Annotated in this window: 20 protein-coding genes and 1 tRNA gene; 6 read left to right on the top strand and 15 right to left on the bottom strand. The window is 50.2% G+C overall.

Going from position 1 to position 21,575, the window contains the following annotated elements; genetic code table 11:
• Positions 1–5: 5 nt before the first annotated feature.
• On the top strand, positions 6–812 hold the full coding sequence (locus QZV76_RS00260) for an ABC transporter ATP-binding protein (RefSeq protein WP_290595240.1): 807 nt from the start codon (positions 6–8) through the stop codon (positions 810–812).
• Here QZV76_RS00260 and mshC read toward each other — a convergent pair.
• From mshC to QZV76_RS00275, 3 genes are all read right to left on the bottom strand, one after another.
• Positions 809–2,059 (bottom strand): cysteine--1-D-myo-inosityl 2-amino-2-deoxy-alpha-D-glucopyranoside ligase, encoded by a 1,251-nt coding sequence (mshC, locus tag QZV76_RS00265; RefSeq protein ID WP_290595635.1) that lies wholly within the window; start codon positions 2,057–2,059, stop codon positions 809–811. The genes QZV76_RS00260 and mshC overlap by 4 nt on opposite strands.
• Before the next feature lie 124 nt (positions 2,060–2,183).
• Positions 2,184–2,780, bottom strand: coding sequence for a DUF3090 family protein (locus QZV76_RS00270; RefSeq protein ID WP_290595241.1), 597 nt, complete (start codon positions 2,778–2,780; stop codon positions 2,184–2,186).
• Positions 2,780–3,607, bottom strand: coding sequence for an undecaprenyl-diphosphate phosphatase (locus QZV76_RS00275; protein ID WP_290595242.1), 828 nt, complete (start codon positions 3,605–3,607; stop codon positions 2,780–2,782). The genes QZV76_RS00270 and QZV76_RS00275 overlap by 1 nt, the downstream gene beginning before the upstream one ends.
• A gap of 174 nt (positions 3,608–3,781) precedes the next feature.
• On the opposite strand from QZV76_RS00275, the gene QZV76_RS00280 reads away from it, so the two are divergent.
• The 3 genes from QZV76_RS00280 to QZV76_RS00290 all read left to right on the top strand — a co-directional run bounded on the left by QZV76_RS00280 (position 3,782) and on the right by QZV76_RS00290 (position 6,029).
• Positions 3,782–4,837: a quinone-dependent dihydroorotate dehydrogenase gene (locus QZV76_RS00280; protein WP_290595243.1), complete on the top strand. Its 1,056-nt coding sequence runs from the start codon at positions 3,782–3,784 to the stop codon at positions 4,835–4,837.
• Between the two features lie 183 nt (positions 4,838–5,020).
• Positions 5,021–5,109, top strand: a tRNA-Leu gene (locus QZV76_RS00285).
• Between the two features lie 152 nt (positions 5,110–5,261).
• Positions 5,262–6,029: a TVP38/TMEM64 family protein gene (locus tag QZV76_RS00290; protein ID WP_290595244.1), complete on the top strand. Its 768-nt coding sequence runs from the start codon at positions 5,262–5,264 to the stop codon at positions 6,027–6,029.
• Here the strand turns inward: QZV76_RS00290 and QZV76_RS00295 are convergent.
• Positions 5,995–6,858, bottom strand: coding sequence for a DUF3097 domain-containing protein (locus QZV76_RS00295; protein ID WP_290595245.1), 864 nt, complete (start codon positions 6,856–6,858; stop codon positions 5,995–5,997). The two genes, QZV76_RS00290 and QZV76_RS00295, sit on opposite strands and share 35 nt — an antisense overlap.
• Here QZV76_RS00295 and QZV76_RS00300 point away from each other — a divergent pair.
• Positions 6,857–7,669 (top strand): hypothetical protein, encoded by an 813-nt coding sequence (locus tag QZV76_RS00300; protein WP_290595246.1) that lies wholly within the window; start codon positions 6,857–6,859, stop codon positions 7,667–7,669. The two genes, QZV76_RS00295 and QZV76_RS00300, sit on opposite strands and share 2 nt — an antisense overlap.
• Before the next feature lie 3 nt (positions 7,670–7,672).
• Here QZV76_RS00300 and QZV76_RS00305 read toward each other — a convergent pair whose 3' ends face one another.
• Complete coding sequence (locus tag QZV76_RS00305; RefSeq protein ID WP_290595247.1) at positions 7,673–9,313, bottom strand: NlpC/P60 family protein; 1,641 nt, start codon at positions 9,311–9,313, stop codon at positions 7,673–7,675.
• Between the two features lie 241 nt (positions 9,314–9,554).
• Entirely contained in the window at positions 9,555–10,148 is a 594-nt protein-coding gene (locus QZV76_RS00310) for a DUF6676 family protein (protein WP_290595248.1), read from the bottom strand.
• 114 nt (positions 10,149–10,262) lie between these two features.
• Here QZV76_RS00310 and acnA point away from each other — a divergent pair, with 114 nt between their 5' ends.
• Entirely contained in the window at positions 10,263–12,959 is a 2,697-nt protein-coding gene (acnA, locus tag QZV76_RS00315) for an aconitate hydratase AcnA (RefSeq protein ID WP_290595249.1), read from the top strand.
• Between the two features lie 139 nt (positions 12,960–13,098).
• Here the strand turns inward: acnA and QZV76_RS00320 are convergent, their stop codons facing one another.
• From QZV76_RS00320 to QZV76_RS00360, 9 genes are all read right to left on the bottom strand, one after another.
• A complete protein-coding gene (locus QZV76_RS00320; RefSeq protein ID WP_290595250.1) occupies positions 13,099–14,730 on the bottom strand; it encodes an ABC-F family ATP-binding cassette domain-containing protein in 1,632 nt (543 codons plus the stop codon).
• Positions 14,727–14,966, bottom strand: coding sequence for a hypothetical protein (locus QZV76_RS00325; protein WP_290595251.1), 240 nt, complete (start codon positions 14,964–14,966; stop codon positions 14,727–14,729). Before QZV76_RS00325 ends, QZV76_RS00320 begins: the two co-directional genes overlap by 4 nt.
• Complete coding sequence (locus QZV76_RS00330; protein WP_290595637.1) at positions 14,967–15,296, bottom strand: metal-sulfur cluster assembly factor; 330 nt, start codon at positions 15,294–15,296, stop codon at positions 14,967–14,969.
• Positions 15,297–15,653: 357 nt separating this feature from the next.
• On the bottom strand, positions 15,654–16,166 hold the full coding sequence (gene sufU / locus QZV76_RS00335) for a Fe-S cluster assembly sulfur transfer protein SufU (protein WP_290595252.1): 513 nt from the start codon (positions 16,164–16,166) through the stop codon (positions 15,654–15,656).
• Positions 16,166–17,404: a cysteine desulfurase gene (locus tag QZV76_RS00340; protein ID WP_290595253.1), complete on the bottom strand. Its 1,239-nt coding sequence runs from the start codon at positions 17,402–17,404 to the stop codon at positions 16,166–16,168. Before QZV76_RS00340 ends, sufU begins: the two co-directional genes overlap by 1 nt.
• Complete coding sequence (gene sufC, locus QZV76_RS00345; RefSeq protein WP_290595254.1) at positions 17,404–18,171, bottom strand: Fe-S cluster assembly ATPase SufC; 768 nt, start codon at positions 18,169–18,171, stop codon at positions 17,404–17,406. Before sufC ends, QZV76_RS00340 begins: the two co-directional genes overlap by 1 nt.
• Positions 18,172–18,222: 51 nt before the next feature.
• Positions 18,223–19,374 carry a SufD family Fe-S cluster assembly protein gene (locus tag QZV76_RS00350; RefSeq protein ID WP_290595255.1) on the bottom strand — a complete coding sequence of 384 codons (1,152 nt, stop codon included), beginning with the start codon at positions 19,372–19,374 and terminating at the stop codon, positions 18,223–18,225.
• Entirely contained in the window at positions 19,374–20,819 is a 1,446-nt protein-coding gene (gene sufB / locus QZV76_RS00355) for a Fe-S cluster assembly protein SufB (protein ID WP_290595256.1), read from the bottom strand. The genes QZV76_RS00350 and sufB overlap by 1 nt, the downstream gene beginning before the upstream one ends.
• A complete protein-coding gene (locus tag QZV76_RS00360; protein ID WP_290595257.1) occupies positions 20,816–21,538 on the bottom strand; it encodes a metalloregulator ArsR/SmtB family transcription factor in 723 nt (240 codons plus the stop codon). Before QZV76_RS00360 ends, sufB begins: the two co-directional genes overlap by 4 nt.
• Positions 21,539–21,575: the final 37 nt, after the last annotated feature.

The raw sequence follows: 21,575 nt of genomic DNA on the forward strand, positions 1-21,575 counted from the left end.
CCATAATGACCACCACCGTAAATAACACAGTGAATAGCGCAGCGGCTAGAACAATGAACACCATCATTGAGGCGACAGCCTTAACAAAGTCCTTCCCCATTACGAAAAGAGAAAAAGAACTCATCCTCAAAGGAATTGATTTTTCCGTCCGCCCCCAGGAATTCGTGTCCATCGTGGGACCTTCCGGATCCGGTAAATCCACATTCCTTTACTGCATTTCCGGATTAGAAAAACCAGATTCTGGTACCTGCGTACTATGCGGTAAGGACTTAGCTACCGCATCTAACCGTGTAAGAAGTAACGTACGACGCAAAAACGCAAGTTTCATTTTTCAAGACTACAACCTTGTTGATTCCATGACCGCCTTAGAAAACGTCAAGTTAGGGCTGCGTTTTGTGGGTAAGAAAATGTCGAGAAAAGAACTCGATGCACTCTTTGAAAAATTTGGATTAGCAGGAAGAAAAAATTATTACCCAGCACAACTATCCGGTGGACAGCGGCAACGCGTTGCCATTATCAGAGCACTTGCAGTAAAACCACAAGTATTGTTCGCTGACGAACCAACAGGCGCCTTAGATTCTGCCTCCGGTGCACTTGTTATCCGAGAACTCTCCGAGCTCAACCGCAATGGCACAACCATTGTCATGGTGACGCACGATCTTGAGATTGCCGCAAGTGCAGAACGAGCAATTGTTCTCTCCGACGGAAAAATCGTTGATGATATAGCCTCGCCTACTGCAGAAAATCTCTTCGCATCATTTAACCATCACCGTACTACCTCTCCCCTAGCGGTCACTACCCCTAATAATTAATAGAGAGTAACGCCCAAAAGACTATCGATAAGAGTACGCATAGTTGTGGGGGCAGTAGCGTCGTCCCCTAATCCTCGTAATGTCTCATCTGCCCACACATCAATGAGTGCCAGTGCACGAGGCGTGTCGAGATCATCTGAAAGCGCTTCGCGAACGCGCTGAACAGTAGTCACGGCAGGAACACCACTGTTGCGTTCACAAGCCTGCTGCCAACGCTTCTGACGCTCAACAGCTGTTGCGAGAACTTCATCCGACCAGTCTCTATCCGTGGCATAGTGGCCCGCATAAATACCCAGACGGATAGCCCCAGGGTGAACACCCTGAGCACGCAGTTTAGAGACAAAGACAAGATTCCCCAAGGATTTAGACATCTTTACGCCATCGAGGGCAATCATTCCAGTGTGGACATAATGGCGAGCCATGTGGTGACATCCAGTTGCCGCTTCCACATGCGCGGCGGAAAACTCATGATGAGGAAAAATTAGATCGGAGCCGCCCCCCTGAATATCAAAGGAGGTTCCCAAACGGTTAAGAGCAATGGCCGCACACTCAATATGCCAACCGGGGCGCCCCGCCCCCCAGGGTGAATCCCATGCAGGTTCACCAGGTCGCTGCTGACGCCACAATAAAGCATCAAGCGGATGCTTCTTTCCGGGACGTTCCGGATCACCGCCACGTTCTGCAAAGAAGTGCTCCATCGTAGGACGATCATAGCCAGATTCATAGCCGAACTGTTGTGTAGCCGTCACCGGGAAGTACACATCTTGGTAATCTGGATCGTCTTCAGCAGAAATCTGGTATGCGGCGCCTTTATCGAATAGCTTTTGAACAAACTCGATAACCTCGTCAATGGCTTCTGTGGCACCGACATAATGGTCGGGTGGAATAACGCGGAGAGCTTCCATATCGCTGCGGAATAGATCGGTTTGCTCATTGCCTAATTCGCGCCAATCTACGCCGTCGCGTTCTGCGCGTTCGAACAGTGGGTCATCAACATCAGTGACGTTTTGGACGTAAAGAACGTTGTGGCCATTATCTCTAAGAATGCGATTAATGAGGTCGAAAGTAACATAGGTCGCGGCGTGACCAAGATGTGTTGCGTCATAAGGGGTAATGCCGCACACGTACATTCCTGCAGTTTCCCCAGGAGTGACGGCTGTTAGCTCTCCTGCGGAGGTGTCGTAAAGGCGAAGTGGAATCGAGATACCGGGAAGAGTTGGGACAGAAACCTTTGGCCATGCATACATGGACACCAGTTTACTGGCATGCAATGTATGTCGAAGATTAGCCACAGGTGATTCTTTAAGGGCTTATCCTCTCCACCCCTATAGTCAGTCATCTATAACCAGCTACTAGGGGGACAGTGGCACTTTAACGCTGATAATCAGTTAGTCGGTCAATAATCTCACCAAGATCACGGCGATAACCGTTCAAACGAACACAAATGTGTCCTTCTGGATCCATCGGTTCACCGCATAGTGGGCACAATGGTCGGCCAGCTGCATAAACAATTTTAGTTCGATGCGCGAACTGCCGAGCAAAATGAGGACTGAGCATAATGCGTACGGTATCTGGTCCTTCTTCAGCATCATCGGAAAGGATGAGATTCTCATCAAATTCGCCATTGGTGAAAGAAAGAAGTTCAAGAAGAATAGCTGATTTTTCTTCACTCCACGCCAAACCGATCGTCCCCGCCAGGAACTCTGAGTCAAGTGGCAGATCCAGCGGAGAAAGATCATCAACGTGTCTAGCACGACGCGGTAACCGCAAGTTGTAGTAGTCGGCAACATCGTCTAAAAGCTGGTCAATACGTTTAGCGATAAGCCGCAGCTGCATAGCATCAAGTTCTACAGAAACTAATTGGCCATCTTGAACAACTTGCAGATAGTAGCTTTGATCAGGATATTCCCCAATAGCGCCAATAATGCAGCGTGACGGATGGTCGAAAATAAAAAGCCGACGAGACACTAGGCGGTAAGCACCCCGGTTCCAAGGAGAATAAGGACTATTACACCAACGATAACGCGGTAACCCGCAAACCAGTTAAGAGAATGCTTTTCTACAAACTTTAATAGCCATGCGATAGAGATATATCCCAGAATAAAAGCAATAACAACACCCACACCTAGCTGAGAACTAGTTGCTGCCTGACCATGTGTGGGGTTAAAAGCATCTGGTAGGGAGAAAATGCCGGAAGCTAACACTGCTGGAATAGCCAGAAGAAAACTATAGCGGGTGGCTACTGAGCGTTTAAGACCAATAAAAAGTCCTGCAGAGATAGTTCCACCGGAACGTGATACGCCAGGAATGAGTGCCAGGCATTGCGCACAGCCCATAATGATGGAATCTTTCATTGTGAGCTGGTCGAAGTCGCGTTTCCGCGATCCCCATTTCTCTGCTGCCATAAAAACAAAAGAGAACACAACAAGCACACTGGCCGTTACCCAGAGACTGCGGAGATTGTCCCGAATAGCATCCTTTGCCAAAAATCCGATAAGACCGATTGGGATAGTACCAACAATGACGTACCACCCCATCTTGTAGTCAAGATTGTCCCTACGATCCTTGTGGAATAGGCCAATAAACCACGCTTTGATAATGCGGACAATATCTTTAGCAAAAAAGACCAGGACTGCCAGTTCCGTACCAAGTTGTATGACAGCAGTGAAGGAAGCTCCAGCATCTGCTCCCCAGCAGAGACGCGAAACGATATTAAGGTGTCCAGAAGATGATACTGGGAGGAATTCAGTTAGTCCCTGCACGATAGAGAGCACAATTGTTTGTGCCCAACTCATAGTCCCCACACTTGCTCCTTGTTATGGTGCTGCATTCGCCTGTCACTAAGCCTAGCGAAAAGAGTCTGCTAATTGCTTTTCCTCCTGCATGGTCAGCAGTTTATCCTAAAGGGTGGCAAGATAGACATGACAGTCCTCAACCCAGCAGGTAGGTAACCAGTGTTATATGAAGTCGTGAAGCGCACAATGTTCCTTCTTCCCCCCGAGAAGATCCACACTTTTGTGTTCGGCATGATAAAAACACTTCACCTGGTACCTGCGTTAGGGCAATTAGCTAGCTCCGTTTTTAACTACGAGGACGATATTCTTGCCCAAGATCTTTTTGGTGTGCATTTTCCTGCACCATTGGGTCTAGCCGCCGGTTTCGATAAAAATGCAGCAGCATCCGATGCATGGGGACCCATGGGATTCGGCTATGCGGAAATGGGGACAGTGACGGCTGCTGGCCAACCTGGTAACCCGCAGCCACGTTTGTTCCGTCTTCCTGAGGATCGCGCATTGCTCAACCGGATGGGCTTTAATAACCATGGTGCTGGGTATGCCGCAAATAATTTACGTCGCCGCCGCGGTACCACTATTACTGGCATCAACATTGGCAAGACCAAAGTAGTACCCCCGGAGGAAGCAGTGGCGGATTACCGTACATCTGCTCGTTTGGTGAGTGCGCTGGCAGATTATCTTGTTGTGAATGTGTCCTCCCCCAACACTCCAGGCTTGCGTGATTTGCAAGCTGTAGAATCTCTGCGTCCTATTCTGGAGGGAGTGCAGGCAGTATCTGAGGTGCCGGTGCTGGTAAAAATTGCTCCAGATCTTTCTAATGAAGATATTGATGCGATTACAGATTTAGCATTGGATCTTAAACTGGCTGGCATTATTGCCACTAATACAACAATTTCTCGAGAGGGTCTCCGTACAGATGCCGCCAAGGTGGCTGCAATGGGTTCTGGTGGAATTTCTGGGCAGCCGGAGAAAAAACGTTCCCTTGAGGTGCTAGATCGGATCTATGCGAAAACACAGGGACGTATTGTGCTGATTGGATGCGGTGGTATTGAAACTGTTGATGATGCATGGGAGCGGATAACGCACGGTGCAGATCTTCTACAGGGATATACGGCGTTCATTTATCAAGGTCCTTTCTGGGCTCACCATATCCACAAAGGATTGGCGAAGAAGCTACGCAAAAACGGATTTTCATCTATTTCAGAAGCTGTCGGATCTGCTGTGAGATAAACGCGATAATCTACGTTGTACAGGCGATTTGGGGTTTTAGTAGAGTTTGCAGTAAATTAATCCAAGCAACCTAGTGAAACACTTTCGCACTAATTCACACAGATTCATACAGATTCTCATGGATTAGGCAGAAGAGTTCTTCACGGTAGCAGTTGATAATTACACATGATAATTACACAGTGAGTCCGAGTGGCGGAATAGGCAGACGCGCTAGCTTGAGGTGCTAGTGCCCAAATTAAACGGGCGTGGGGGTTCAAGTCCCCCCTCGGACACAAATTCTAAAAACCCTGCACGTGGTATTCCATGCTGCAGGGTTTTTCTGTTGTCACAATAGAGAACAGTGGATACCTAGGAGATAATCGCGGCAGATAGTTGCAGTAGCGAAATACAATAGAGAGAGAAAGCGACAACGAAGGATTCAGTAATGGCAGAAAAACCGGTTTCTGGGGTGCGTGTAGCGCTTCGGAGATTATGGTCACTGCTGTGTTATATCTGTCGTGAAATATGGGCAGGTTTCCGGAGTGCTCCTCTGTGGAAACAACTCATTATTCCCATCGTTATTGTTGTGGGGATACTTCTTCTTTTTCTTACTGATGTGCCGCCGTTAATTGTTGTTCGCCACGGTGTGGCACGGTTGGGTCGTTGGTTCCCCTTCGTTTTTTTCTTGTGCTATGTTCTCCTCACCCTGTTTCCTATCCCTCGCACATTTTTCACGCTAATATCGGGGATTCTCTTCCCACCACTGCTGGCATTAGCAGTGTGCCTTGGTGCCACCGTGCTATCAGCAGTAGTAGCGTGTGCTCTTACCCGCTACGTGTTTCGTGGCTGGGTAGAAGAACACCTGCATCATCCTATGTTGGATGCTCTTAATGAGCGCCTTGAAAAACGAGGATGGTTGGCTGTCGGATCGTTAAGGCTTATTCCGTTTGTCCCGTTTTCTGTACTGAACTATGCTGCCGCGCTTACTCCGGTACGTATGCTTCCTTTTGCAGTGGCGACATTAGTGTGTAGCGCTCCCGGCACTACAGCGGGTGTTTTGTTCGGTGAGGCGGCTGTGGGGCATGCCAATCCTTGGGTCATTCTTGTGGGCTTGTGTTGTTGCGCCATGGGAATTGTGGGCCTTGTTATTGACGCAAAAATGCCCGTAACAACGTCACTCAGAGAGCCCCCGGCTCCGTCACAAAATCAATGAGGCGTTCTACTGCACCAATAAGAGTGGAGTCAAGATCTCGATACGTTTTTACACGTGCGGCAATTCTTCTCCACCCGTCTTGTGGAGTACCCCAGCCAAGACGTTGGCACGTACCAGTTTTCCAATCCTCACCCATTGGTATGTCTGGCCAGGCGGATATCCCCATTGTTGCGGGTTTTACTGCCGCCCAAATATCGACAAAAGGATGCCCAGTGACAAGAACGTTATCGCCAACATTGTCTACTAATGCAGTTTCTTTTGTACCAGTGATGAGATGATCAGCCAGTACACCCACTCGTCGTTGAGGAGAGGGAGAAAAGTAGGCAAGCCGCTCCGGAAGGTTATCGAGACCGGATAGTTCTTCTACCACAATCCCCTCTTGGGCAAGATCATGCCCCCATACTTGCTGCACGATAAGAGCATCATGTTTCCCTTCCACCCATATACGCGATGCGCGTGCTGTACGTGCCCGCTGCGGATGTGCAGCGAGCCGCGAACCACTATTGGAAAGTTGTGGACCACGTGGGGTTTGACGCGGACGAATAAGATGAATGGGCTCCCCTTCTAATAGTAAAAGTCCAGGTTTGGTAGGGAATACTCGCACATGGCCGTGGCGATCTTCGAGGCGTACCAGCAGGCCACTATCTGATTTTTCGAAGCCCACAACAGCTCCGCAGTATTCGGTGGCGGCATCCTCGATGATAAGTCCGCGTGTTCCCTCTACTGTGCGGTACTGTTTCGGAGCTTTTTTCTTAGCTAGGGGGTCTCGTCCATAGCGATCATTCCAATGCGGCATGGCATCCATCATAGTGACTATGCTGGATGCCATGGCTTCTCCTCTTTTCTCCGCTACCTGGTGGCTTCCCGCTTTACACCGTGGCGAAATCAGCCCGGATGATCTTATTGAAGCTCTTCTTCCATGGGGGAAAGACCACCGCATTGTTACTGGTGATGGTCACACATATAGCGGTCTTGTAGAACTACTACGTATAACTCGTCCCTGGGACATAAGATTCCTACAAGTACTGCCCGGAGCATATAGCGAACTTCCTACTACTCCCCCAGGTACTCATGAACTAGTGGAATCCGCAACAGAGGAAGAGAGTGTTCTCAGTACTACCGCATTGGGGGAACTAATAAGTACTGCAGGTGGTGAGGCATTGGCTCTAGGACATCCGCATGAGCACCCTGACGGACCTTTTGAGGTTAGTTTTATGACTCCCCTGCGTGACGTCGTTTTGTGGCGTCTCGTTCCCTTTCCGGGACAACTGCCTCCCATTGTCAATGCGGGACCGCGTGCGGCATTAGGAGACTTACGTCGTGCGGAGGAAGCATCACTACAGAGACTGCAGCACACTCCTCATATCATTAGCGAACAACAAGATGAGGATTTCCGTAATGCCCTTATTGATATTGATAGTGCATTACTTATTAGCGACTCTGTTACATATCCGCCGAGTGTTGAGGGACATTATCTGCAATTGATTTTTGCGGCAGACCACGTTGCTGCAATTGTGTCCGTTACACGACACTATGCGCAGACAGCAGAAACCGCGCTTATCCCACTCTTGCGAACAGCTCAGCGGGCGCGCGGTACTGCCTGGAATGAGTGGCGCTATCACCACTCTCCTACGTTATAAACGTTAATTCATAACCATACGAACAACGTAAGGTGTCATACCCTCCCAGCGGACAGGACTGACCTTGACAACATCACCAGAACATGGTGCTTCCAGCATCATGCCGTCACCAAGGTAGAGGGTAACGTGCTCGCTACCGCCAGGACCGTAGAAGATCATGTCGCCACGTTTCATCTGTGACGCCGGTATCTGCGTACCAGAGGTGTACTGGTAGCCACTGTAGTGAGGCAAGTTATAGCCAAGTGCAGCGAACGAATACACCATTAGGCCAGAACAATCGAAACCGACCTTGTTGTAGTCGCCATAGGAATCCGCTACGCCGCCGTCTCGAATACCGCGGGTTGGGCCATCGACGTTTCCGCCGCCCCACGCGTAAGGAACACCCAGCTGAGACATACCACGGTTAATAACCTTTTCGATTTTTTGCTGGGCACTAAGGAAAAGAGTATCCAGCGAGGCAGCGGCGCCAGGCTTAGCAATGGAGCCAGTATCAGGAACGACTGAACTTGCTGATCCATCGCCTTCAATGGCATCGGGCACACTAGCCAAAAGATCGATGCTATTAGTAACGATAGACAAATGTGGTATTGCCTTAATAGTTACGTCAGTGGCAATGCCAACGGCTACAGCTGCTTCTGGGCTTTGCTTCGCTACTTCTCTCTGAATAGTTCCGCCAAGCCTTCTCCACTCTGATGGTGGAATAGACTGCAGTGCTTCTATCGGCAGCTTAGCGAGATCTGCAGTTGTGTTCACATGACTAAGGTCAACATGTGCACTAGCTGCAGTATGGACAGCTGCACGGGTTATTGCTGCTCCGCTTCTTGCCCCTTGCACTACACCTGCTCGAATTGCTGCTTCGTCAATGGTGCCATTATGAACTGACTGTGATCGGGCGGAGGATACCTGCATCTTCTGCAGCTTAGTAGTAAGGGTGGCACGTTTCTTAGCAAGCTGTTCAATTTCTTTTTGCTTGGTGCGTACCGCGGTGCGAGAAGCAAGCAGAGTATCTTCCGCATCATGATTTCGCGATACAGCCCGTTGGGTAGCAGCTTCTGCAGCGGCGGCTGCTTCTTTTGCATGCGAGGAGCGGTTCGCGCTTACGGCGCGGGCTTGTTTGAGTTCATCAACAATGGAGCTTTGTTGTGCAGCTGCACGGCTAATAACTGCATCACGCGCCATAACTGAGTCGGGATCTTCTCCACTCATTAGCTCGAGTGTAGAACTGCTCGTTGAGGTATTTCGATAAGCATCGGCAGCGATGGTATTCAGCTGCTGTTGTGCGCGCAGTACATTTTTTTGTGCAGTGGCAAGTTGAGCAGCTGCAGCATCAGCTTCTTTTTGAGCATCAGCTGCACGGAGGCGAGCACTTTGGAGGTCTACGAGAGCCTTGTTTGCTCGTTCTTGATCTTGGCCAAGCTGGTGTTGCAGGGTAGCAAGATCCTGGTTTGTGGTAGCGAGTTGCTTAAGCAAGGCGTCCAGATCTGTATCCGGACCTGAATTTTCTCGTTGATTGTCAATATGCGGCTGGGCTTGACCGAAGCCGGCACCAGTGAGCGCAACAGCGCCCGTTACACCAACACCAACTAGTGTTCGTCCAGTTGTCTTGATGGCAGTGTTTCGGTTGGCTTTGTGTGGGGTGCTCACAGCTACTCCTTTCCACTTACACAAAACAGGAGTCCGTGTTCTTCCCCGAACACGGCTTTCCCTATTCATGAATGTGGCAATCTACACTAGTGTGACACTTGTACCGTACGACACTTCGTCACCATATGAAACATCTTTAACAGAATTACTCTTATGTAACTCTCTTTAAAGCCCTATATTCCCCTATTTAACTGCAGTTTTATGGACGAGCGTGACAAATAGGATGCCCAAATAATGAGATTTAGTGGGATGAGGTAATGCGCGAGGATAACGCCGATAATTTTCTCTTGAAAATTGTCGCTATCACCGTGATAGTCAGCACTACAGTCACTCCAACACCGCTCATAATAGGAGTCCAATTAAGAGACGACTCAGCGACATCATGGATGTAGGTGTCAATACGTGCCAGCACCTGCTGTGTTGTATAAGGAGGCTTACTGTTAGTAATAATCCGATTAGCATCGATCTCTGCATGTTCCATGACATAACGTGGATACACGGGGCTCACAGAGCCAATTTGCTCATCATTAAGTACCACAATAGTGCCATCAATATGAGGCTTGAGAAGCTCTGCTAAATTACGAGTAGCTGTGAAACTTTTATCCGAACCCGGATAATAAACAATTTTTAAATCTATTCCCTTGCTATGAGCCTGATACACACGTTCTCGTAAAGCTCCTGCTAGCTGAGGAGTTGCAGATACTCCATCTTTTTGTAGATCGGCAGCAATCGCAGCGGGATTAACACCATGAGGAAGCGCTGGATGAGAAACCGATGTGGGTAGCGGAGCTGAGTCAGACATAAAACCTCGTTCTATAACGGCAGAGATACCCATAGATACCCCTAGTCTACTGGCTTAGCTAACTGTTTTAACCAACCGAGATGTCTGAGACAACACAGTAAGTAAGGTAACCTGAAGACACTAATCTATTCAGAACGGAGCGCCTGTATGAGCCTTAATTCTTTCAACGCTCTAGACACCCTTGAGGTGAATGGACAGCAGTACAACTACTTTAATATCAACTCTCTGCCCGGAGTTGATAAACTTCCATACGCCTTAAAGATATTGGCGGAGAATCTTCTTCGTAACGAAGACGGTGCCAATGTAACAGAAAAACATATTAATGCTCTTGCCCACTGGGATCCCTCCGCAGACCCCAGTGTAGAAATACAATTCACCCCCGCACGCGTTCTCATGCAGGACTTCACCGGCGTTCCGTGCATTGTTGACCTGGCCACCATGCGTCAAGCTGTCACTACGCTGGGAGGAGACCCCGACCAGGTCAACCCTCTCAACCCCGCTGAGATGGTGATCGATCACTCCGTTATCGTCGAATACTTCGGTACCCCAGATGCCCTCACCAAAAATGTTGAGGTTGAATACGAACGGAATAAAGAACGCTATCAATTCCTCCGCTGGGGACAAGGAGCATTCTCCAACTTCCGCGTCGTTCCCCCGGGAACCGGCATCGTGCACCAAGTGAACATAGAACACTTAGCACGCGTTGTTATGAACAATGACGGTGTCCTCTACCCCGATACCTGCGTGGGTACTGATTCCCACACCACCATGGAAAATGGTCTTGGCATTCTGGGCTGGGGCGTCGGTGGTATTGAAGCCGAGGCTGCTATGCTTGGCCAGCCCATCTCCATGCTTATCCCCCGTGTTGTTGGCTTTAAACTTACTGGCCAAACACAGCCGGGTGTCACCGCTACAGATGTTGTTCTTACCATTACTGATATGCTTCGCCAGCACGGTGTGGTTGGAAAATTCGTGGAATTCTATGGGGAAGGCGTCAGCGCAGTACCACTTGCTAACCGTGCCACTATCGGCAATATGTCCCCTGAATATGGTTCTACCTGCGCCATCTTCCCCATTGATCAAGAAACCCTCAACTATATGCGTCTCACCGGCCGTGATGACGACACTATCGCCCGCGTGGAAGCCTACACAAAGGCACAAGGACTGTGGCATGACCCCAGTAAAGAGGCAACCTATTCGGAATACCTTGAGCTTGACCTGGGTACTGTCGTCCCCTCTATTGCCGGCCCGAAACGTCCGCAAGACCGTATCCCCCTCAACCAGGCAAAAGAAACCTGGCGGAAAACTGTTCGCAGCTACACGAGTGATCCCGAAGGTAAAGGCGATCTGTCCGGACGCCCCTCACACCCCGTTCATGTAGACACAGCCGAACGCGGCAGTTTTGACCTAGACCACGGCATTATCGGCATCGCATCCATTACGTCATGCACGAACACATCGAATCCATCAGTAATGCTTTCCGCAGGCCTACTCGCACGTAATGCGGTACAGCGTGGCCTGCGCGTGAAGCCGTGGGTAAAAACCACTATGGGTCCAGGCTCCCAGGTTGTTACCGACTACTACGACACTGCCGGCCTGTGGAAGTACCTCGAAAAACTCGGTTTCTACCTCTCCGGTTATGGCTGCACTGCCTGCATCGGCAACGGTGGTCCCCTTATTCCAGAAGTATCCCAGGCAATTCAAGACAATGACCTTGCTGCCTGCTCCATTCTCTCTGGTAACCGTAACTTTGAGGGACGCATCAACCCCGATATCAAGATGAATTATCTGGCATCACCGCCGCTCGTTATTGCCTATGCCATTGCGGGCACTCTTGATATTGATTTCGATAAAGAGCCCCTCGGTACCGATAACGACGGCAAACAGGTTTATCTCCGCGATATTTGGCCATCCGATAATGACATTAACGACATCATTATGTCCTCCATCACCGAAGACATGTACGCCAAAGACTATGCCGATGTTTTTACCGGTGACGAACACTGGCAAAACCTTGACACCCCGGAAGGCGACACCTTCGCATGGAACGACGATTCCACCTATATTCGCAAAGCCCCCTACTTTGACGGTATGACTCTGGAACCGGATCCTGTTACTGACGTGAAAGGTGCTCGAGTACTAGCTAAGTTGGGCGATTCCGTCACCACTGACCACATCTCCCCCGCTTCCGCAATTAAACCAGGCACCCCCGCGGCACAATATCTGGATTCTTACGGGGTAGCACAGAAGGACTACAACTCCTTTGGATCTCGACGCGGTAACCATGAAGTTATGGTGCGTGGCACCTTCGCTAATATCCGTTTGCAGAACCAACTACTCGATGGGGTAAGTGGTGGCTACACCCGAGACTTCACCCAAGATGGCGCCCCGCAGAGCTTTATCTATGATGCGGCACAGCACTATGCTGCGGCTGGTATTCCGCTTGTTGTCCTCGGTGGTAAAGAATACGGAACAGGCTCCTCCCGCGACTGGGCGGCAAAAGGCACCGCCCTCCTCGGCGTTAAAGCGGTTATCGCGGAATCTTTCGAGCGTATTCACCGCTCCAACCTCATCGGTATGGGCGTTATCCCTCTCCAATTCCCAGAAGGCGAAAGCCACGAATCGCTAGGCCTAGATGGCACAGAAGTTTTTGATATCAACGGTATCAGTGACTTCACTACCGGTAATATCCCGAAGACTGTCGCAGTGACTGCCACTAAAGATAACGGTGATACTGTTCAGTTCGATGCGGTCGTCCGAATCGACACCCCCGGGGAAGCCGACTACTACCGGAATGGTGGCATTCTGCAATACGTACTGCGGAACATGGTAAAGAACGGATAAAACAATAAACACAGTACTGGTGTAGCAATGCCGGTGCAGTGCTTCAACAAGGCGCTGCACCGGCATTAGCTATCTATGATTCATTCAGATGTGAAGGCTGTACGAGGACAACTGAGAGAGCATTCGAGAAATGCGGAGGTTAGGCAAGCGTGACAATCTCCATATAATCATCGCCCCACAGATCCTCCACACCATCAGGGAGAACAATAACGCGTTCTGGCTGTAAAGCCTCCACTGCTCCCGGATCGTGGGTGACGAGGATACAAGCACCCTCATACGTACGCAGTGCTTCAAGCACTTGTTCGCGGCTAATAGGATCCAGGTTGTTTGTGGGCTCATCCAAAAGTAGGACATTCGCTTGTGAACACACCAGACTAGCAAGTGCCAGACGTGTCTTTTCGCCACCGGACAAAGTACCTGCAGGCTGTTCCCACATCTGCTCAGTCAACATGAAAGCACCCAGCAAACCGCGCAGGTCCTGCGCTCCAGCGTCTGGGGCCTGGCGCACCATATTGTCCCATACGCTCTCATCTGGGTTAAGAGTGTCATGTTCCTGCGCGAAATAACCACGCTTCAGACCATGCCCCTCAATAACTGTGCCGTCCCCATCAGACTTCTCTACACCGGCGAGAATACGCAGCAACGTTGTTTTACCGGCACCATTCAAACCCAAAATAACGACACGACTGCCCTTATCAATGGCGAGATCCACACCAGTGAAAATCTCCAAAGAACCGTAGCTCTTCGACAGATTTTTCGCTGTCAGTGGTGTTTTTCCACACGGCAAAGGTTTCGGGAAAGCAATATGAGCATGCTTTTCGGCCTGTCGAACATCGGCAGCTTCATCAAGGAGACGTTGCGCGCGGCGTTCCATCTGATGGGCAGCTGCTGCCTTTGTGGCTTTAGCACCCAGATGAGCAGCCTGCGCCCGCAATGCTGCAGCTTTCTTTTCGGCATTAGCGCGCTCCCGGCGGCGGCGCTGCTCATCGGCGGCGCGTGCGGAAAGATAGCGTTCCCACCCCATGCTGTAGGTGTCTATCTCACCGCGGATGGAGTCGAGATACCACACCTTATTGACGACAGCATCCAACAGTTCAGTATCGTGACTAATGACGATGAGACCGCCCGTATATTGCATTAAAAAATCGCGTAACCACTGGATACTATCGGCATCCAAGTGGTTTGTTGGCTCATCGAGTAAAAGCGTTGTGTTGTTTTTACTGCCATCAGCTTGAGAACTGCCGAAAAGAATACGCGCAAGCTCCACACGTCGGCGTTGACCACCAGAAAGATGCCCTAGCTCTTCTGTAAGAACACGCTGCGGTAATCCCAGCGAGTTACAGATACGGGCAGCATCACCCTTCGCCTTGTAGCCGCCAAGATCATTGAAGCGTTCTTCTAGACGAGTAAATTTTTTAATAGCTTGATCGCGTTTCTTATCGTTATCAGTAGTCTCTAAAATGAACTGCTGACGATCCATATTGCGAGCAATGCTATCAAGTCCACGCGCTGACAACACCCGGCTGAGAACAGTTGTTGTGAGATTGCCTTCCCGAGGATCCTGCGGAAGATAACCAATATCCCCCGAACGCACAATAGTGCCAGCGTACGGCTCTGTCTCGCCGGCAAGAATGCGCATAGTGGTAGTTTTCCCAGCACCATTACGGCCAACTAGCCCAATGCGGTCCCCCTCATGCACCACTAAAGAGCCAGGAACAGTAAGGAGAGTACGAACACCTGCCCGCACCTCCAGATCAGTAAACGTTATCATGCAGGATTTTTACCTCGGTGAGATGGTTGCGAAGGCCCCTTGCCATTAGTGGATGTCGGGGGCAACTCCCCTTTCATGCGGCGAACTTCACGATCCAGAAAATACATCACCGCAAAAATAAGAAGCGTCATCACAATAAGACCCAACCATTGATGGGCAAGGATAGCGTATGCTGCCAGCGCAAACTCTACCGCTAGAAGAATCGCTAGCAGGGCGGTAATAATTTTTGACTTCATTTAGAGGGTAAAACCTAACGCGCGAAGTTGTTCACGACCATCATCTGTAATCATATGGGCACCCCATGGAGGCATCCACACCCAGTTTATTCGCAAAGCCCGGGCATGCCCTTCTGTACACACTGCAACGAAAGCCTGATCCTCAATAACATCGGTAAGCGGACATGCTGGTGAAGTGAGGGTCATATCAATAGTTGCGCGCCGTGCAATGTCCATTTTGACGTCGTACACAAGCCCCAGATCGACAACATTAACACCAAGTTCAGGATCGACAACGTCATACATTGCCTCGCGAACTTCCTGGGCTTCAGCCTCCGGAGCAAGCGGAATATCATCAGGGAGCTTTGCGAGATCCTCTGCTTTTACTGCACGATAGTCATCAACCGTCCAGGTAGAGAAATCAGTATCGTCAGTAATTTCTGGAGGCTCTGTAGTATTTGTAGACTCTGCAGTCTCTACAGACTCCGCAGTATCTACATTAGGCGTGTCGGAAGATGGGGTGCCAGAAGACAGCACAGTAGATGATGACGCAGTAGAAGACGATGCGGCAGCAGGAGCTAATGGATCCACATCCGGGTTCTCTCCGTCTTCTTGCGCAGCACTTCCCAGTGCTGCCAAAGCATTAAGAACAGCGTCCTCTTGTTCCTTGTGCTTACGCTGCTGTGATGAGGTGAAATCCGGTTCCATTTACTCTTTCTCTCCCCCATCGGCAGGTGCACCATCATTGTCCGACGATCCTTCAAGCGCCTGAGACGAAGCATCCTTAAACGCCATCCATCCCAATAAAGCGCACTTCACACGTGCCGGATACTGTGACACACCCGCCAGTGCAGTACCGTCGCCTAAGATATCTTCATCGCCCTCGTCTTGGCCACGAGAAGTGACCATCTTTTCAAAACGATCACAGATATCAAATGCTTCTGCCACAGTATGCCCAATAAGCTGCTCCGTCATAATAGACGTGGATGCTTGGCTAATAGAGCAGCCCTCCCCGTCATAGGAGATATCGCGAATGACGGTTTTTTCTGGGTTATGCGGATCATCTGGATCGTGGTCTAGGTGAACACGTAGCCGAATATCGTCACCGCATGAGGTGTTGTGGTGATGTACTTCTGCATCCCAATTGTCACGCAGTCCACGTGCGTTGGGGTGGCGATAATGGTCCAGAATGACCTCTTGGTACATGCTTTCCAAACGCATTAGATAACTCCAAAGAATTTCTGTACTCGCGTAATACCGTCCACTAACCGGTCGACTTCATCGAGGGTGTTGTAAATGTAGAAGCTAGCGCGAGTAGTACCAGATAGCCCAAAGTGAGTGTGGAGTGGTTCAGCACAGTGGTGTCCCACGCGGACGGCAATGCCATCATCATCAAGGAATTGTCCGATATCGTGGGAATGTATGCCATCAATAGTGAAGGAAATAGCACTGCCACGATTTTCAGGAGTGGTGGGGCCAACAATATGAACGCCAGTGAGCTTACCAAGTTCCTGCAAAGCATAACTGGTGATTTCTTGCTCATGGGCGAAGACATTATCCATGCCAAGAGAATCCAAATACTCGACAGCAGCACCTAAACCCACAACCTGGCTCATATTAGGTACACCAGCCTCATAACGCTGTGGAGGTGGAGCATACGTCGTCTTTTCCATGGTGACGTGTTCAATCATGGAACCGCCTGTCAAAAATGGTGGCAGCGCCTGCAGGATCTGTGCGCGGCCGTACAAGACACCAACCCCTGAAGGCGCTAGCATCTTATGGCCGGAAAATGCGGCAAAGTCTACACCCAGGGCGGTGAAATTCACCGGCATATGGGGTACCGACTGGCAGGCATCAAGAACAACAAGTGCCCCCACCTGGTGTGCACGCTCCACTACTGTCGCAACATCTGTAATAGCACCCGTGACATTGGAAGCATGAGTTACTGCAACTACTTTTGTGCGTTCAGTAATCTCCACCGCGTCCAAATCAAGGCGCCCATCATCTCGCAATGGGAACCATTTAAGAGTGGCTCCTGTCCGGCGGCACAACTCCTGCCAGGGTATGAGGTTTGCGTGATGTTCCGCCTCCGAGATAATAATCTCATCACCAGCGGAGACGCGGTACTGCCCAGCACGATCATCCCCCAGTACGTAGGACACGAGGTTGAGACCTTCTGTGCAGTTTTTCGTAAAAATAACCTCGTCAATGGCACAACCAACGAAACCTGCTACCAGTTCGCGGGCATGCTCGTATGCGTCGGTTGCCTCTTCCGCAAGTTGGTGAGCACCACGATGAGTTGCAGCATTGTGATGCAGCACGAAGTCACGTTCTGCATCGAGAACGGGAAGTGGCTTTTGTGACGTTGCCCCAGAATCCAGATAGACGAGAGGCTTCCCATCACGGACAGTGCGCGTGAGAATGGGGAAATCCGCACGTATAGAATGAACGTCAAGCATTACGCACCTTTCGTAACGAACGCATCGTAGCCATGCTCTTCAAGCTGATCTGCAAGTTCCGGACCGCCCGTTAACGCGACTTTACCGTTAGCAAAGACATGGACAATATCTGGCTTTACATAACGCAAAATGCGTGTGTAGTGCGTGATCAGTAAAATACCGCCATTCGTTTCCTGCTGATACTTGTTGATACCTTGCGAAACAAGACGGAGAGCATCTACATCCAAGCCAGAGTCTGTTTCATCAAGAATGGCGAACTTAGGTTTAAGAAGCCCCAGCTGTAGTGTTTCAAAACGCTTCTTTTCCCCACCGGAAAAACCCTCATTCACAGAACGATCATTAAAAGCTGGATCAATCTGTAGGAATTCCATTTCTCCACGGACTTCCTTCACCCATTGACGTAGCCGGGGTGCTTCACCACGGACAGCAGCCGCCGCAGAGCGAAGAAAACTGGAGGTCGACACGCCCGGTACCTCTACTGGATACTGCATGGCGAGGAAAAGACCCGCACGAGCACGTTCATCGGCAGTCATCTTGAGAACATCGTCCCCGTCGAGGGTGATGGAGCCACCTGTTACCTCGTATTTCGGATGTCCAGCAATAACATAAGAAAGAGTTGATTTACCGGATCCATTGGGGCCCATAATGGCGTGAGTTTCACCAGAGTTCAGGGTGAGGTTGACACCCTTCAAAATCTCAATGGGCTCCTCGGTATCATCAGCACGCTTGACCTGCGCAGTAAGGTCTTTAATAACAAGTTGGGACATGGTGTTTTCCTTTAGCGCGTTTTCCTTTAGCAGGGTTAGTAACGAGTTTCTTTAGAGACCAGCGCGTTCAAGCTGGCGGACAACAACGGCATCTAGCTCTTCTTCGAGACTGGGAAGATTGAGTTTGTGAACAATGTCATGGAAAAATCCGCGTACGACGAGCTGCCGTGCCGTTATTTCATCAATACCGCGAGACTGCAGATAGAAGAGTTGCTCTTCATCAAAACGACCAGTAGTAGAGGCATGCCCAGCACCAATAATCTGTCCTGTGGCAATTTCTAGGTTAGGGATAGAATCCGCACGGGCAGCTTTGCTGAGAAGAAGGTTGCGGTTACTTTCATAGGTATCAGTGCCATGCGCTTGGGGACGGATAAGAACATCACCAACCCATACACCGTGCGCCTCCCCCAGCTTGGACTCGGGGTTGCCCAGCAATGCGCCCTTGTAATGAACATACGAGCGACACTGCGCCACACTGTGGTCAATAAGCAGCCGATTTTCCACGTGCTGTCCAGCTCCACCGAAGAAGATGCCGCTCATGTCAGCATCTCCGCCAGGACCTGCATAGGTGACAGACGTTGTTATGCGGGTAGCTCCCCCGCTTAACGTGATAACACCATGGTGGAGGTGGGCATTACACCCTAGATGTGCGTGCTCCGCAGAAGCGACGACGGCATCGTCGTCCCATAGGTTGACGAAAGCAACGGTGAGGGATGCATCGTCTGCAATAGAAAATTCAATATTATCTGCTAGTGCACCTGCACCAGATCGGTAGATGAGAAGCTCTGCGGTGGTATGAGCAGGAACATCCACAAAAAGATGTCCAAAAGTAAAAGGCTTTTTGCCAGTACCAATAGTGATGACGGTGGGATCAGCTGGTGTATCTGTGGCAGCAAACTGTACAACATCAACGCTGGGACTGCCATTCCAGGCAACTGCCGCAAGACGATCAGAGGGTAGCTCTACGCTACCCGCGGCTGATTCTTCCCGTGCAACACGGCGGAGAGTAGCTGCGCCAGCAGTAGTAAGGCCCACCGTCCACAATGCGCGTTGGGATTGTTCAGGAAGCTCGGCGAGTGGAGAAAAACGACGAGTCGGAGTGAACCGCCAATCTTCCAGTTTGCCGTGGGGTTTAGGGAAGTCATCGATAGCAGTGGAGAAAATGCGATCCGCTTTATGCTCGGTGTACTTGGTGTAGTTCATTAACCAACTGCTCCTTCCATCTGGAGCTCAATGAGGCGGTTCAGCTCCAACGCATACTCCATGGGAAGTTCTTTCGCGATGGGTTCAATGAATCCGCGAACTACCATCGCCATAGCTTCTTCTTCGGTAAGGCCACGGCTCATGAGATAGAACAATTGCTCTTCTGAAACCTGTGAGACAGTAGCCTCATGCCCCATAGTGACGTCATCTTCACGAATATCGGCGTAGGGGTAAGTGTCAGTGCGGGATATATCGTCAACGAGTAAAGCATCACACTTTATCGAAGCGGCAGACCCATAGGCACCTTTATGGATGGACACTAAACCGCGGTATCCCGAACGCCCACCACTACGGGAAACTGATTTAGAAACAATGTTGGATGAGGTGTGAGGAGCCATGTGCACCATCTTGGCGCCTGTATCTTGGTGCTGCCCTTCTCCCGCAAATTGGACGGAGAGAACCTCTCCGCGTGCATGTGGTCCCATCATGTAGACGGCTGGATATTTCATATTGATTTTGGAACCAATATTTCCATCCACCCATTCCATGGTGGCTCCTTCAGCTGCTTTAGCACGCTGAGTTACCAGGTTATAAACGTTATTCGACCAGTTCTGAATAGTGGTGTACCGGCACCGGGCATTCTTTTCCACAATGATTTCGACAACACCAGAATGGAGAGAATCGGTTTGGTAGATAGGTGCGGTGCAGCCCTCCACATAGTGCACGTACGCATCTTCATCAACAATGATGAGGGTGCGTTCGAATTGGCCCATATTTTCGGTATTAATACGGAAGTAGGCCTGTAGAGGGATTTCTACATGGACGCCTTTAGGAACGTACACGAATGATCCGCCAGACCAAACAGCAGTGTTAAGTGCAGAGAATTTATTATCTCCAGCAGGGATAACTGTTCCGAAGTATTTGCGGAATAGCTCAGGATAGTCACGCAGGCCAGTATCGGTGTCCACAAAGATAACGCCTTGTTTCTCCAGATCGTCACGAATCTTGTGGTAGACCACTTCAGATTCGTACTGGGCGGCAACGCCTGACACTAAGCGTTTCTTTTCCGCGTCAGGTATACCGAGTCGGTCATACGTTGTGCGAATATCTTCTGGGAGGTCTTCCCACGTGGAGGCCTGCTGTTCAGTAGTGCGCACGAAGTATTTATATGAGTCGAAGTCGAGTCCAGAAAGATCGGGACCCCATGTGGGGAGAGGTTTCGCAGCAAAAATCTCCAGTGCCTTAAGGCGCGTCTCCAGCATCCATTCGGGCTCATTTTTTAATGCTGAAATTGTGCGAACAACATCTTCAGAAAGCCCACGATGGGCACTAGCTCCAAAAGTATCTTTGTCGTGCCAGCCGTAATCGTAGCGGCCTATAGTGTCAATATTTTTATCTCGTTCAGCAATGACGTCATCGATATCAGAGGGAAAAGTCTTCGTCATGCTTCACTTCTTTCCGCATGGTTCTGGATGGAGTTATGAGGAACAGTAACGTTTGTGGTGCAGGTATGAGCACCATATGCAATGGTGGATAACCGCTGTATGGGTGTATTCAATAGTTCAGAGAGAATATGATGTTCTGCTGCGCATAGAGCCGGGAAATCGTGGGCTACATGCGCTACCGGACAATGGTGCTGGCAAATCTGAATACCGCCACGCGCGTTTTCTACAGACGTGGCATAGCCGCATTTATTAAAAGCTTGTGCAATTTTTTCAGCGCATTCTTGAATATCTGCGCGAGTAGCATCCCTATCGAGGGGCGTAATACCTGCTACGACATCATGCATATGTTGCTGGGAGAAATCGACAAGTGCACGTTCTCCCCCCAATTTACGCACCATGCGGAGCGCATCGACAGCAAGATCGTCATAGGCATGGCCAAAATGAGAACGTCCCACATCACTGAGGTGGAATAACTTTGCAGGACGGCCTCGTCCACGTTCTTGATAAGGAGAGGGATCAACGGCTACTGCTACGCCTTCTTCGACCATAATGTCGAGGTGACGGCGTACGGCGGGGATAGTAAGCGACAACTCCTCCGCTATTGCCGACGCAGTTAACGGGCCATGTAACAGGAGTCGGGCGATTGCTTCCCGAGTAGTTAGAGCCGTATTGCGATTCATCTGCGGCAATGGTTGTGCTGATCGCTTGGAATAACGCATCAGTACCTCTTTTCCGCGGCCTTTTCATCGTACTTCC

It is taken from the genome of Lawsonella sp. (assembly GCF_011525565.1).
Lineage (GTDB): Bacteria > Actinomycetota > Actinomycetes > Mycobacteriales > Mycobacteriaceae > Lawsonella > Lawsonella clevelandensis_A.

Coding starts and splice junctions, on each gene's coding strand:
- QZV76_RS00260 (WP_290595240.1), top strand. CDS start 6: ATGACCACCACCGTAAATAACACAGTGAATAGCGCAGCGGCTAGAACA.
- mshC (WP_290595635.1), bottom strand. CDS start 2,059: ATGTATGCATGGCCAAAGGTTTCTGTCCCAACTCTTCCCGGTATCTCG.
- QZV76_RS00275 (WP_290595242.1), bottom strand. CDS start 3,607: ATGAGTTGGGCACAAACAATTGTGCTCTCTATCGTGCAGGGACTAACT.
- QZV76_RS00290 (WP_290595244.1), top strand. CDS start 5,262: ATGGCAGAAAAACCGGTTTCTGGGGTGCGTGTAGCGCTTCGGAGATTA.
- QZV76_RS00300 (WP_290595246.1), top strand. CDS start 6,857: ATGGCTTCTCCTCTTTTCTCCGCTACCTGGTGGCTTCCCGCTTTACAC.
- QZV76_RS00295 (WP_290595245.1), bottom strand. CDS start 6,858: ATGGCATCCAGCATAGTCACTATGATGGATGCCATGCCGCATTGGAAT.
- QZV76_RS00310 (WP_290595248.1), bottom strand. CDS start 10,148: ATGGGTATCTCTGCCGTTATAGAACGAGGTTTTATGTCTGACTCAGCT.
- acnA (WP_290595249.1), top strand. CDS start 10,263: ATGAGCCTTAATTCTTTCAACGCTCTAGACACCCTTGAGGTGAATGGA.
- QZV76_RS00320 (WP_290595250.1), bottom strand. CDS start 14,730: ATGATAACGTTTACTGATCTGGAGGTGCGGGCAGGTGTTCGTACTCTC.
- QZV76_RS00325 (WP_290595251.1), bottom strand. CDS start 14,966: ATGAAGTCAAAAATTATTACCGCCCTGCTAGCGATTCTTCTAGCGGTA.
- sufU (WP_290595252.1), bottom strand. CDS start 16,166: ATGCGTTTGGAAAGCATGTACCAAGAGGTCATTCTGGACCATTATCGC.
- QZV76_RS00340 (WP_290595253.1), bottom strand. CDS start 17,404: ATGCTTGACGTTCATTCTATACGTGCGGATTTCCCCATTCTCACGCGC.
- sufC (WP_290595254.1), bottom strand. CDS start 18,171: ATGTCCCAACTTGTTATTAAAGACCTTACTGCGCAGGTCAAGCGTGCT.
- QZV76_RS00350 (WP_290595255.1), bottom strand. CDS start 19,374: ATGAACTACACCAAGTACACCGAGCATAAAGCGGATCGCATTTTCTCC.
- sufB (WP_290595256.1), bottom strand. CDS start 20,819: ATGACGAAGACTTTTCCCTCTGATATCGATGACGTCATTGCTGAACGA.
- QZV76_RS00360 (WP_290595257.1), bottom strand. CDS start 21,538: ATGCGTTATTCCAAGCGATCAGCACAACCATTGCCGCAGATGAATCGC.